Below are 13,164 nucleotides of genomic sequence, written 5' to 3'. Positions count from 1 at the left end.
ATGAAACTCATCTGGATCGTACTGCTGGCCGTTGCGGCCACCTTTGGCCTGGCGCTGTTCTTCGACCCGCCGGCTACCCTGGACATCTGGGTCCTGCGCAAGCAGGCCATTCTCTTTACCGGCGTCGCGTCCTTCGCGCTGATGTCGCTGATCATGCTGCTGGCGGTGCGCCCGGTCTGGCTGGAAAAGCCGCTGGACGGCCTCGACCGCATGTACCGCGCGCACAAGTGGGCGGGCATCCTGGCCATCGTGCTGGGCCTGGCGCACTACCTGATGGAACTGGGCGGGCCGCTGCTCGCCGAGTTCATCGCCAAGCCGGCCAAGGGGCCGCGGGTGGAGACCTTCCTCGACGTGTTCCGCGGCTCGGCCAAGGATCTGGGCGAGTGGTCGGCCTGGCTGCTGGCGGCGATGCTGGTCATCACCCTCTGGCAGCGCTTCCCTTACCACCTGTGGCGCTACGTCCACAAAACCCTCGCGGTGGTCTACCTGGTGCTCGCCTTCCATGGCGTGGTGCTGGCGCCGGCGGGTTACTGGACGCAGCCGGTGGGCTGGCTGGTGGCGTTCTGCGCGGTGGTGGGCAGCCTCTGCGCGCTCTGGTCGCTCACCGGGCAGATCGGCCGTCGGCGTACCCATGAAGGCGTCGTGGTCGCTATCGAGCGCCCCGGCGAGCGCATGCTGGAAGTCACCTGCAAGCTGCAGGGGCGCTGGCAGCATCGCGCCGGTCAGTTCGCCTTCCTCACCTGTGATCGTCTCGAGGGACAGCATCCCTTCACCCTTTCCTGCAGCGATCTGGGCAATGGCGAGGTGCGCTTCAGCATCAAGGCGCTCGGGGACTACACACAGCGCCTTCAGGATGCTCTGAAGATCGGTGATCCGGTGAAGGTGGAAGGGCCCTACGGCCGCTTCGACTTCCGTCGTGACAAGGGCGAGCCGCAGGTGTGGATCGCCGGTGGTATCGGCATCACGCCCTTCCTGGCCTGGCTCGAGTCGCTGCAGGCGCGGCCGGAGGACTGTCCGGAAGTAACGCTGCTGTATTGCGTACGCTCACCGTCCGACGCCATCTACGCCGGGCGCCTGCGCGAGCTGTGCGCGAAGTTGCCACGCATTGATCTGCGCGTGCATTACAGCGAAAGCGAAGGCTACCTGCAGGCGGCGGACCTGGGCCTGCAGCCCGGAGCGCAGGGTCGCTGGCCGAGCGTCTGGTTCTGCGGCCCGCAGGCACTGGCCGAACTGCTGCGCCGTGACCTGCGCCGGCAAGGCATGCCGGGCAGCCGCTTCCACCAGGAAGCCTTCCAGATGCGCTGAGGCGCTCAGAAACCGGCGACACCGAGGTCCTGCAACTGCCCGCGCAGTTGCAGGACTTCCGGTGCCCTGAAGAAGGCTTCCAGTTGCGCCGCGCGGACCTTTCCGATGCCCGGTTGCTCCTGCCACTGAGGCGCGCTGCGGGCGGCCAGGGCAGACCAGTCTTCTGCCGCCGGATAGGCATTCGTGAGGGGCGTGCCGAGAGCGCGCAGCCAGACGGCGAACGAGCGCTGTCGCGCCAGCTGGAACTGCTGGTGCAGGTTGGCGGCGCTGCGCTCGCCCAGGCCGGGCACCTGGCTCAATTGCTCCGGCGTCAGAACCATCCAGTCGAGCAGTCCCGCCAGCAGGCCGGCCTCGTGCAGGCGCCGCCAGGTGCCGGGACCGACGCCCGAGAGTCCCAGGCCGCTCTTGCCGCTCAGCCATTGCAGGCGGGCAAGGAATTGCTCCGTGCAGCCCTCCGTGGGTTGCCAGCAGGAGAGGGCGTTGAACTGCTCGTCCGTGGGTACAGCCAGTTCGGGGCGAATCGGCGAGCGCCAGACCACGCCGTCGAGGCGGGGGATGGTCAGCCCGGCAAGGGCGATGGCGACCTGATCACCGGGCCGGATATCGAGGCTGCGCCAGCGCTTGAGCGAGCCGGCGGCGACCCGCTGGATGGTCCGCCCATCCAGTTCCACGGGGGCGAGATGCAGCAGCGGCGTCACCCGCCCGCTGCGACCGACCTTGAACTCCACGCGCCGCACCTCGGCCAGTGCCTGTAGATGCGGGTACTTCCAGGCCACCGCCCAGCCCGGTGCCTGTGCGCTCCAGGCCTTGCCCGGTGGCCGGCGGCCCTGGCGGATGACGATGCCGTCGCTGGCGAACGGCAGGGGCTGGCGATACCAGCGTTCGCGCCAGGCTTCGATTTCCGGCTGCCCTGCCACTGCCTCGGTCAGCTCGGCGCTGTCGCCGAACCCCATCTGGCGCAGGCGTGCCAGGCGCCCGGGCATCTCCAGCGGGCCGTTCGGCAGCTCCCAGACGAACAGGCCGATTTGCGTGCCCACGTCGCCAAGCTCCTTGCGTGCCATCAGCCCGGCGACCTTGCCGCGTGCACCCGCGCCCCCCTTCAGCGCTTGCACATGCTGCGGAAGGCGCCAGTACAACTCGCCTTGCAGCACCCATTCGCCGCCCGTGCCGGGCAATTCCTTGGGGATTGCGGCAATCCGCTGCGCATTGGCGGTCCAGTCCTGCCCGCGGGTGCCGTCGCCGCGGCTGATCGCCTGGGCAAACCTGCCGTTGCGGTAGACGAGCGTGACCGCCACGCCGTCGACTTTGGGCTGCACCCAGAGATCGCTGCGGTTTGCCAGCCAGGTGCCGACGGCCGAGGCGTCGGGAAGCTTGTCGAGGCCTGTGTGGACGAAGGGGTGGCGAACCGCCCCGGCGCTGCTGGCCAGCGGTGATTCGGGGGTGGCAGAGGCTTGCGGGAAGCACGCCTGCCATTGGCGCAGGCGCTCGCGGGACTGGTCGTAGAGTTCATCGGCGACCGGTGATTGGCCGTCTCGGTGGTAGTTGTCATCCCACTGCCGCAGCTGTGCGCGGAGCGCGTCGATCTGCCGGGGTGCCTGCTCGGCCGGCCAGTCGGGGCAGGCATGGGCGAGAAGGGGAGGGAGCAGCAGAAGGGCGAGGGCAAGGCGAAGCATGGCGAGCGTCCGGGCAGCGGAAACCCGCAAGGCTAGGACTGGGGCGCAGCACTCGGCGCTGGGATGGCTGTGGATTCTTCGCGAGGGTTTGTGGGAGCGCGGAAACGAAAAAGCCCCGCCGAGGCGGGGCTTTTCCTGCTACCGGGTCTTACAGGCCGGCGGCATCACGCAGGGCGGCAGCCTTGTCGGTGCGCTCCCAGGTGAAGGCGGTGAAGGTGTCGTCACCGTAGGTCATTTCGAACGGGTTGCGACCGAAGTGGCCGTAGGCCGCGGTCGGCTGGTACATCGGGTGCAGCAGGTCGAGCATCTTGGTGATCGCGTACGGACGCAGATCGAAGTGCTCGCGGACCAGCTGGATGATCTTGTCATCGCTGATCTTGCCGGTGCCGAAGGTGTTGATCGAGATGGAAGTCGGCTGGGCCACGCCGATGGCGTAGGACACCTGGATTTCGCAGCGCTCGGCCAGGCCGGCGGCAACGATGTTCTTGGCCACATAGCGACCGGCGTAGGCAGCGGAACGGTCGACCTTGGACGGGTCCTTGCCGGAGAACGCGCCGCCGCCGTGACGGGCCATGCCGCCGTAGGAGTCGACGATGATCTTGCGGCCGGTCAGGCCGCAGTCGCCCACCGGGCCGCCGATCACGAAGTTGCCGGTCGGGTTGATGTGGAACTGGGTGTCCTTGTGCAGCAGCTCGGCCGGCAGCACCTGCTTGATGATCAGCTCCATCACGCCTTCGCGCAGGTCCTTGTAGCTGACTTCCGGGTTGTGCTGGGTGGACAGGACGATGGCGTCGATGCCGACGACCTTGCCACCTTCGTAGCGGCAGGTGACCTGGGACTTGGCGTCCGGGCGCAGCCACGGCAGCAGGCCGGATTTGCGGGCCTCGGCCTGACGCTCCACCAGACGGTGGGAGAAGCAGATCGGCGCGGGCATCAGCACGTCGGTTTCGTTGCTGGCATAGCCGAACATCAGGCCCTGGTCGCCAGCGCCCTGGTCTTCCGGCTTGGCGCGGTCGACGCCCTGGTTGATGTCCACCGACTGCTTGCCGATGATGTTCAGTACGCCGCAGGTGGCGCCGTCGAAGCCGACGTCGGAGCTGTTGTAGCCGATGTCGATGATGACTTTGCGCACCAGGTCTTCCAGGTCGACCCAGGCGGAGGTGGTGACTTCACCGGCGATGATCGCGACACCGGTCTTCACCAGGGTCTCGCAGGCCACGCGGGCGTATTTGTCCTTGGCGATGATGGCGTCGAGCACCGCATCGGAAATCTGGTCAGCGATCTTGTCCGGATGGCCTTCGGAGACGGATTCGGAGGTGAAAACAGAGTATTCGCTCATCTAACGGTTCCCATTCAATTACCGGTGGGTGAGGACGCTTCGCGAATCCGGTTTGGCGAAGTGCCGTACCTGGATCTGAAAGCCATTGCGTAAACCGATGTAAACACTTTCGCCGGACGCGAGTCCGGCGGCGTCGGCCCAGTGGGCCAGGTCTTCCTGTTCGAACCCCAGCCAGAGATCACCACAGGCCTCGCGGGCCCAGCTCTGGTCGTGGCTGCAGAGTTCGGTCACCAGCAGGCTGCCACCGGGTTTCACCAGGTGGGCCAGCTGCTTCACGGCCTCCGCCGGTGCGGCGAAGTGGTGCAGCACCATGTTCAGCACCACGCAGTCCGCCGCGTCGTCGACGTCCTGCAGGGCATCGCCCAGCCGCAGCCGGACGTTGTTCAAACCTTCGCTGGCGCAGCGTTGCCGCGCCATGTCGAGCATGGTCTGGCTGTTGTCCAGCGCCGTGACCTGGCCGAAACGCCGGGCCAGCTCGGGGAGAAATCCGCCGTCGCCGGGGCCGACTTCCAGCGCCGTGGCGCCGGGGGCGAAGCTCAGTGCATCGAGCAGCGCCAGCACGCTTTCGCGGTATTGCGGCAGTCCTGCGATCAGGTCCTGGGTCGCCTGGAACTTCTCCGCGCTGCGGGCGAAGAAATCACGGCTGACGGCGGCACGCTGGGCGTGTACGCCATCGATGCGGGCGCTGACGTCATCGGCCAGTGCCAGTTCGTCCACTTCTTCGAGCAGCGCCCCGTGCAGCGTGCCGCCCAGGCTTTCGCCCTGGGGCAGGGCGCGGCGATAGAAGATCGCGTTGCCTTCGCGGCGGGTGGCGACCAGGCCGGCCTGGGACAGCACCTTCAGGTGGTGGCTCATGCCCGACTGGCGGACGCCGAAGATATGCGCCAGCTCCAGCACGCCGAACGAATCGTTGGCCAGCACCCGCAGGACATTCAGCCGCAGCGGATCGCCGCCGGCCTTGCACAGGGCAGCCAGCTGGTCGCAATCGTCGTGGCGGATCTCGGGCAGGCGCAGACTCATAGGTCGGGCAGTCTAGTCGTGGCTTACGGGGTGGGCAATAGCTGTATCAAAAAGTTTTGATATTGACGGATGAGCGGTTTCTGACCAGCTGGATGACCCAGGCGCGTGCCTTGCATCAGGCATCTGCCGATCTGTCATTGCCCCGCGGGGCCCGGCTGGGCGAAAATACCGGCCTTTTTTCATTCCCTTCGATCTTTCGAAGCAGCCCCCGCAGGAGATTAGCGATGCCCAGCCGTCGTGAGCGAGCCAACGCCATCCGCGCACTGAGCATGGATGCCGTGCAGAAAGCCAACAGCGGCCATCCCGGCGCCCCCATGGGCATGGCGGATATCGCCGAAGTCCTCTGGCGCGACTTCCTCAAGCACAACCCGAGCAACCCGCAGTGGGCTGACCGTGACCGCTTCGTGCTGTCCAACGGCCACGGCTCGATGCTGATCTACTCGCTGCTGCACCTCACCGGCTACGACGTCACCGTCGATGACCTGAAGAACTTCCGCCAGATGCACTCGCGCACTCCGGGTCACCCGGAATACGGCTACACCGCCGGCGTCGAGACCACCACCGGCCCGCTGGGCCAGGGCATCGCCAATGCCGTGGGCATGGCGCTGGCCGAGAAGGTGCTGGCCGCCCAGTTCAACCGTGACGGCCACAGCATCGTCGACCACTACACCTACGCCTTCCTGGGCGACGGCTGCATGATGGAGGGCATCTCCCATGAAGTCGCTTCGCTGGCCGGCACCCTGCGCCTGAACAAGCTGGTCGCCTTCTACGACGACAACGGCATCTCCATCGATGGCGAAGTCCACGGCTGGTTCACCGACGACACCCCCAAGCGCTTCGAAGCCTACGGCTGGCAGGTGATCCGCAATGTCGACGGGCATGACGCCGACGAGATCAAGACCGCCATCGAGACCGCCCGCAAGAGCGACGTGCCGACCCTGATCTGCTGCAAGACCATCATCGGCTTCGGCTCGCCGAACAAGCAGGGCAAGGAAGAGAGCCATGGCGCCGCCCTGGGCGTCGACGAAGTGGCCGCCACCCGCGCCGCGCTGGGCTGGAACCACGCGCCGTTCGAAGTCCCGGCGGACATCTACGCCGAGTGGAGCGCCAAGAACACCGGCGCCACCCGCGAAGCCGAGTGGAACAAGCGTTTCGCCGCCTACCAGGCTGCGCACCCGGAACTGGCCGCCGAGTTCGAGCGCCGTGTTGCCGGTGAACTGCCGGCCGACTTCGCCGAGAAGGCCGCTGCCTATGTCGCCGACGTCGCCCTGAAAGGCGAGACCATCGCCAGCCGCAAGGCCAGCCAGAACGCCCTGAACGCCTTCGGCCCGCTGCTGCCGGAACTGCTGGGCGGCTCCGCCGACCTTGCCGGCTCCAACCTGACCCTGTGGAAAGGCTGCAAGGGTGTGAGCGCCGACGACGCCAACGGCAACTACATGTTCTACGGCGTGCGCGAGTTCGGCATGAGCGCCATCATGAACGGCGTGGCCCTGCACGGCGGCTTCATCCCCTACGGCGCGACCTTCCTGATCTTCATGGAATACGCCCGCAACGCAGTGCGCATGTCCGCCCTGATGAAGCAGCGCGTGCTCTATGTGTTCACCCACGACTCCATCGGTCTGGGCGAAGACGGCCCGACCCACCAGCCGATCGAGCAGCTGGCCAGCCTGCGCCTGACCCCGAACCTGGACACCTGGCGCCCGGCCGATGCCGTGGAATCCGCGGTGGCCTGGAAGTACGCCATCGAGCGTGCCGACGGTCCGTCCGCGCTGATCTTCAGCCGCCAGAACCTGCCGCACCAGCCGCGCGACGCCGCCCAACTGGCCGACGTGGCGCGTGGCGCCTACGTGCTGAAGGACTGCGACGGCGAGCCGGAACTGATCCTGATCGCCACCGGCTCCGAAGTCGGCCTGGCCGTCCAGGCGTTCGACAAGCTGAGCGCCGAAGGCCGCAAGGTGCGCGTGGTCTCCATGCCGTCCACCAGCGTCTTCGACCAGCAGGATGCCGGCTACAAGCAGGCCGTGCTGCCGGTCCAGGTCGCTGCGCGCATCGCCATCGAAGCTGCCCACGCCGACTACTGGTACAAGTACGTCGGCCTGGAAGGCCGTGTCATCGGCATGACCACCTTCGGTGAGTCGGCCCCGGCCCCGGCGCTGTTCGAGCACTTCGGCTTCACCGTCGAGAACGTGCTGGAAGTCGCCGCCGAGCTGCTCGAAGCCTGACGAGCGCCTGAGCCTGCCGGGGCCCATCAGGCCCCGGCAGCGAACACCAAGGGATAACAATGTCCAAGCGCCCTTACCGAGTTGCCCTCAACGGTTACGGCCGTATCGGCCGCTGCGTGTTCCGTGCTCTGCACGAACGCGGCGCCAAGGCTGATTTCTCCATCGTCGCGCTGAACGACCTGGCGGACCTGGCCAGCCTGGAGTACCTGACCCGCTTCGACTCCACCCACGGCCGCTTTCCCGGCGAGGTGAGTGTGGCCGACGGCTGCCTGCATGTGGGCGGCGACTGCGTGAAGGTATTCCGCGAAGCCGAACCCGAGGCCATCGACTGGCGCGCCCTGGACATCGACCTGGTGCTGGAATGCTCCGGTGTCTACAACACCCGCGCCGACGGCGAGCGCTTCCTCGGTGCCGGTGCGCCGCGGGTGCTGTTCTCCCAGCCGATGGCCAGCGAGGTGGACATCGATGCCACCGTGGTCTTCGGCATCAACCAGCAGGGTCTCTCGGGCGCCGAGACGCTGGTGTCCAACGCCTCCTGCACCACCAACTGCAGCGTGCCGTTGCTCAAGTTGCTGAACGAAGCCGTGGGCATCGAGTACGTCTCGATCACCACCATTCACTCGGCGATGAACGACCAGCCGGTGATCGACGCCTACCACCACGAAGACCTGCGCCGCACGCGCTCGGCCTTCCAGTCGGTGATCCCGGTGTCCACCGGGCTGGCACGAGGTATCGAGCGCCTGCTGCCGGAACTCGCCGGGCGAATCCAGGCCAAAGCCATTCGGGTGCCGACGGTGAACGTCTCGGCCCTGGACATCACCCTGCAGGTCTCCCGCGATACGTCCGCCGAGGAGATCAACCGCGTGCTGCGCCAGGCTGCCACCGAAGGCCCGCTGAAAGGCCTGCTGGCGTACACCGAGCTGCCCCACGCCAGCTGCGATTTCAATCACGACCCGCACTCAGCCATCGTCGATGGCAGCCAGACCCGCGTTTCCGGCCCCCACCTGGTGAACGTGCTGGCCTGGTTCGACAACGAGTGGGGGTTCGCCAACCGCATGCTCGACACCGCAGGGCACTACCTGCGGGTCGCCGCTACCGAACGTTAATCAAACAGCCCCAACAGGACTGACTGTCATGACCGTGTTGAAGATGACCGACCTCGACCTCCAAGGTAAGCGCGTGCTGATCCGCGAAGACCTCAACGTTCCGGTGAAGGACGGTGTGGTCAAGAGCGACGCGCGCATCCTGGCCTCGCTGCCGACCATCAAGCTGGCCCTGGAAAAGGGCGCGGCGGTGATGGTCTGCTCGCACCTGGGCCGCCCGACCGAGGGTGAATTCTCCGCCGAGAACAGCCTGCAACCGGTTGCCGACTACCTGTCCAAGGCCCTCGGCCGCGCTGTGCCGCTGGTCAAGGACTACCTGGGTGGCGTCGAAGTGAAGCCGGGCGAAGTCGTGCTGTTCGAGAACGTGCGCTTCAACAAGGGCGAGAAGAAGAACGCCGACGAGCTGGCCCAGCAATACGCCGCCCTGTGCGACGTGTTCGTCATGGATGCCTTCGGCACCGCCCACCGTGCCGAGGGTTCGACCCACGGCGTGGCCAAGTTCGCCAAGGTCGCCGCGGCCGGCCCGCTGCTGGCCGCCGAACTGGAAGCCCTGGGCAAGGCCCTGGGCAACCCGGCCCGCCCGATGGCTGCCATCGTCGCCGGCTCCAAGGTTTCCACCAAGCTCGACGTGCTCAACAGCCTGGCGCTGATCTGCGACCAGCTGATCGTCGGTGGCGGCATCGCCAACACCTTCCTCGCTGCGGCGGGCCACAAGGTCGGCAAGTCGCTGTACGAGGCCGATCTGGTCGATACCGCCAAGGCCATCGCCGCCAAAGTCAGCGTTCCGCTGCCGGTGGACGTCGTGGTTGCCAAGGAGTTCGCCGAGACCGCCGTTGCCACCGTCAAAGACATCGCTGACGTGGCCGACGATGACATGATCCTGGACATCGGTCCGAAGACCGCCGCCCAGTTCGCCGAGCTGCTGAAGACTTCGAAGACCGTCCTGTGGAACGGTCCGGTCGGCGTGTTCGAGTTCGACCAGTTCGGCGAAGGCACCAAAACCCTGGCCAAGGCCATCGCCGAAGGCACCGCCTTCAGCATCGCCGGCGGTGGCGACACCCTGGCGGCTATCGACAAGTACGGCATCGGCGAGCAGATCTCCTACATTTCCACCGGTGGTGGCGCCTTCCTCGAGTTCGTCGAGGGCAAGGTCCTGCCGGCCGTGGAAGTGCTGGAGCAGCGCGCCAAGGCCTGATCCTGGCGACACCGCCGGGCGACAGTAAAGCAAACCTCTTCGGCATCCCCGGGTCACAAGCCTTGTACGGATGCCAAGGAGAACGGTCATGCGAGCTGTCGTCCCTCTGTTGTCGTTTTGCCTCGTGCTGGTCGGCTGTGCCGGAAGCGGTGGAGCCCCCAGTACCTGTGAAGTGATGAGCCCGCCTTCGGTCATGGTGCCTTCGGACCAGAACCGCGAACGGGTGGATAGCCAGAGCAGCGGCGATCCGACGCCCGAGCAGAAACCGGTGAACTGCCCCTGAGGCAACGCCTGGCGGCCGGGATCACGATCTGACAGTGCCGCCCGCGCCCAGGCGCAGGCGGCACTGGCGTTCCTGCGGCGGGACGGGCAATCTGGCGTATTGGATATCCGGCGGCGCGTCCGCCCGAAGGAGAGTCGCCCGATGTTGCGTTATCTCGTCCCGGCCCTGGCGCTTGCGCTGGTGGCGGGTTGTTCCAGTCACTCGACAGGCGGCAACTCCGCTGTGCAGGGTGGTTGGAACCACTGGGTCTGCGACAGCAAGGCCGAAGTGCGGTGGCGTTACGTGGACCCCAGCAAGTCGGTCGTCGACCTGAGGCTGGGGGAGGACGACGTGGTTCATCACCTGGAAGAGGAACCCGGCGGCTCCGGCGCTTTCTATAGCGACGGGCTGATCGGCTTGAGCATCAAAGGTGACCAGGGCCTGGTGTACTGGGTCGAGAGCAACGACCTGATCGGCCGTGGTTGCAAGGCGCACTGAGCGCCGATTGTCCGGCTCGCGCCGGAAGACTTGAACACGGCCTGCCCCTGCGGCAGGCTTCCAAACATGTAGTTAAGGGGCTCGTGTGACCGAGCCTGACTTCTGGGAGAAGCGAAGACCATGGCACTCATCAGCATGCGCCAAATGCTGGACCACGCCGCCGAGTTCGGCTACGGCGTTCCGGCTTTCAACGTCAACAACCTCGAGCAGATGCGCGCCATCATGGAAGCGGCCGACAAGACCGATTCCCCGGTGATCGTGCAGGCCTCCGCTGGTGCCCGCAAATACGCCGGTGCGCCCTTCCTGCGCCACCTGATCCTCGCGGCCATCGAGGAATTCCCGCACATCCCGGTGTGCATGCACCAGGATCACGGCACCAGCCCTGACGTCTGCCAGCGCTCCATCCAGCTGGGCTTCTCCTCCGTCATGATGGACGGCTCGCTGAAGGAAGACGGCAAGACCCCGGCCGACTACGAGTACAACGTCCGCGTCACCCAGCAGACCGTTGCCTTCGCCCACGCCTGCGGCGTGTCCGTGGAAGGTGAGCTGGGTTGCCTGGGCTCCCTGGAAACCGGCATGGCCGGCGAGGAAGACGGCGTTGGCGCCGAAGGCGTGCTGGACCACAGCCAGCTGCTGACTGATCCGGAAGAAGCCGCGGACTTCGTCAAGAAGACCCAGGTCGACGCCCTGGCCATCGCCATCGGCACCAGCCACGGCGCCTACAAGTTCACCAAGCCGCCGACCGGCGATGTGCTCTCCATCGAGCGCATCAAGGAAATCCACAAGCGCATCCCCAACACCCACCTGGTGATGCACGGCTCCTCCTCGGTGCCGCAAGAGTGGCTGAAGGTGATCAACGAGTTCGGCGGCGACATCAAGGAAACCTACGGCGTGCCGGTCGAGGAAATCGTCGAAGGCATCAAGCACGGCGTGCGCAAGGTCAACATCGACACCGACCTGCGCCTGGCTTCCACCGGTGCCATCCGCCGAATGATGGCCGAGCAGCCGAGCGAGTTCGACCCGCGCAAGTTCTTCGCCAAGACCATCGTCGCCATGCGTGATATCTGCATCGCTCGCTACGAAGCCTTCGGCACCGCCGGCCATGCCTCGAAGATCAAGCCGATCTCCCTGGAAGGCATGTTCCAGCGCTACGCCAAGGGTGAGCTGGTGTCGAAGGTCAACTGATCCCGAGCCCTGCTTGTTCCTGAAGAGCCCCGCCCTGCGGGGCTCTTTCGTATCTGCCAGAAGGAAATCGCCGATGCTGCGTGCCTTGCTTTGTGTCCTGCTGCTGACGCTCGCCGGTTGCTCGCTGCGCCCGACCGCGCCTGTCGCGCCGCCTTCCAAGCCGCCGGTGGACCTGCCGGTGGACGCGCAGAACTGCCTGACTCACCAGGAATGCACGTTGAAGACCTCGCGCACCCTGCTGTTCGTCTTCGACTATGCCGAGGCGGGCGCAGCCCTGGTGGAAAACGAGAACCGCGTGCTCAGTACGCCGGAGAAGGCACCGAAGAAAGGCTGGCCGGCGATCCGCATCCAGTTGGCCGATCCGGATGGTGGGCGCTTCGAGTTCTCCAGCGAGTGCCGGCAGAAGCGCTGCCGTATCAAGGAATCGCGTCTGCTCAGCTGCTACCGTAGTTACCTTGATGGAAAGACCACTCTCGACGGCAAGGCCTGCCGGTTCCGCTGAGCGCTGGTGCTCGAGGCGGGCCGGACCGGCTCTGGAGGCAAGATGACGGATGTACATGGCAGTGCGCAGGAAGGTTTCTCCCGCGAGGCGAAGGCCTACGCCCACGGGCGCCCGGACTATCCCGACGAGCTGCTGGGCTGGCTCGGCGAGGAGCTGGGCATAGGTGCCGACACGGAAGTGGTCGACCTCGGTGCCGGTACCGGGAAGTTCACTTCCCTGTTGCTGCGCACTGGTGCGCAGGTCACGGCCATCGAGCCGGTGGCGGCCATGCGGGAGCAGCTCGGTGCTTCCTTGCCCGCTGTGAAGGTGCTCAACGGCACGGCCCAGGCGATGCCGCTGGTGACGGAAAGCGTCGATGCGCTGACCTGTGCCCAGGCCTTCCACTGGTTCGCCGACGAGCGGGCGCTGGAGGAAATCCATCGCGTGCTGCGACCGGGCGGCCATCTCGGGCTGGTCTGGAATGTGCGCGACGAGCGTGTCGACTGGGTTGCCCAGGTGACGCGCATTCTCGAACGCTACGAAGGCAGCACGCCGCGCTTCCACACCGGGCAGTGGCGCCGCGCCTTTGCCGGGTCGCGCTTCGAAGACCTGCGCCTGCGCGAATTCAGCTACCAGCACATCGGCCCGCCGGAGCGGGTGATTGTCGCGCGTACCCTGTCGGTGAGCTTCATCGCAGCGTTGCCCGACGAGCAGAAGCAGCGGGTCGCCGAGCAACTTCACGAGCTGATCGCCACGCACCCGGCGCTGAAGGGGCGCAGCGAAGTCGCCTTCCCCTATCGCACCGAGGCCTACAGCACCCGCGCGCTGGCCTGACCGGGGAATGCGGTAGACTGGCGGACGTTTCCTCCGCCAGTCGTATC

Annotated in this window: 11 protein-coding genes; 8 read left to right on the top strand and 3 right to left on the bottom strand. The window is 66.3% G+C overall.

What is annotated here, in order from left to right; all coding sequences use genetic code 11:
* Window positions 1–1,305: a ferredoxin reductase family protein gene (locus tag IB261_RS27645; protein ID WP_192383685.1), complete on the top strand. Its 1,305-nt coding sequence runs from the start codon at window positions 1–3 to the stop codon at window positions 1,303–1,305.
* Between the two features lie 5 nt (window positions 1,306–1,310).
* Here IB261_RS27645 and ligB read toward each other — a convergent pair whose 3' ends face one another.
* From ligB to IB261_RS27630, 3 genes are all read right to left on the bottom strand, one after another.
* Window positions 1,311–2,978, bottom strand: coding sequence for an NAD-dependent DNA ligase LigB (gene ligB / locus IB261_RS27640; RefSeq protein WP_192383686.1), 1,668 nt, complete (start codon window positions 2,976–2,978; stop codon window positions 1,311–1,313).
* A gap of 148 nt (window positions 2,979–3,126) precedes the next feature.
* Window positions 3,127–4,317, bottom strand: coding sequence for a methionine adenosyltransferase (gene metK, locus IB261_RS27635; RefSeq protein WP_081515406.1), 1,191 nt, complete (start codon window positions 4,315–4,317; stop codon window positions 3,127–3,129).
* Between the two features lie 18 nt (window positions 4,318–4,335).
* Window positions 4,336–5,337: an ArsR/SmtB family transcription factor gene (locus IB261_RS27630; RefSeq protein WP_192383687.1), complete on the bottom strand. Its 1,002-nt coding sequence runs from the start codon at window positions 5,335–5,337 to the stop codon at window positions 4,336–4,338.
* A gap of 224 nt (window positions 5,338–5,561) precedes the next feature.
* Between IB261_RS27630 and tkt the strand changes: the two genes are divergently transcribed.
* From tkt to IB261_RS27595, 7 genes are all read left to right on the top strand, one after another.
* A complete protein-coding gene (gene tkt, locus IB261_RS27625; RefSeq protein ID WP_192383688.1) occupies window positions 5,562–7,559 on the top strand; it encodes a transketolase in 1,998 nt (665 codons plus the stop codon).
* A gap of 59 nt (window positions 7,560–7,618) precedes the next feature.
* Window positions 7,619–8,665 carry an erythrose-4-phosphate dehydrogenase gene (gene epd, locus IB261_RS27620; RefSeq protein WP_192383689.1) on the top strand — a complete coding sequence of 349 codons (1,047 nt, stop codon included), beginning with the start codon at window positions 7,619–7,621 and terminating at the stop codon, window positions 8,663–8,665.
* A 28-nt stretch (window positions 8,666–8,693) separates the two neighbouring features.
* A complete protein-coding gene (locus IB261_RS27615; protein WP_192383690.1) occupies window positions 8,694–9,857 on the top strand; it encodes a phosphoglycerate kinase in 1,164 nt (387 codons plus the stop codon).
* A gap of 424 nt (window positions 9,858–10,281) precedes the next feature.
* A complete protein-coding gene (locus IB261_RS27610) occupies window positions 10,282–10,617 on the top strand; it encodes an MliC family protein (RefSeq protein WP_192383691.1) in 336 nt (111 codons plus the stop codon).
* A gap of 120 nt (window positions 10,618–10,737) precedes the next feature.
* Entirely contained in the window at window positions 10,738–11,802 is a 1,065-nt protein-coding gene (gene fba, locus IB261_RS27605) for a class II fructose-bisphosphate aldolase (RefSeq protein WP_024764154.1), read from the top strand.
* 73 nt (window positions 11,803–11,875) lie between these two features.
* Complete coding sequence (locus IB261_RS27600) at window positions 11,876–12,304, top strand: hypothetical protein (protein ID WP_081515413.1); 429 nt, start codon at window positions 11,876–11,878, stop codon at window positions 12,302–12,304.
* Window positions 12,305–12,346: 42 nt separating this feature from the next.
* On the top strand, window positions 12,347–13,117 hold the full coding sequence (locus IB261_RS27595) for a class I SAM-dependent methyltransferase (RefSeq protein WP_192383692.1): 771 nt from the start codon (window positions 12,347–12,349) through the stop codon (window positions 13,115–13,117).
* The last annotated feature ends 47 nt before the right edge of the window (window positions 13,118–13,164 follow it).

Source organism: Pseudomonas sp. PDM20 (assembly GCF_014852575.3).
In the GTDB taxonomy this organism is placed as follows: domain Bacteria; phylum Pseudomonadota; class Gammaproteobacteria; order Pseudomonadales; family Pseudomonadaceae; genus Pseudomonas.
Note: the sequence above shows the minus strand (reverse complement) of the source record. Positions and strands in the feature narration are given on the sequence as shown.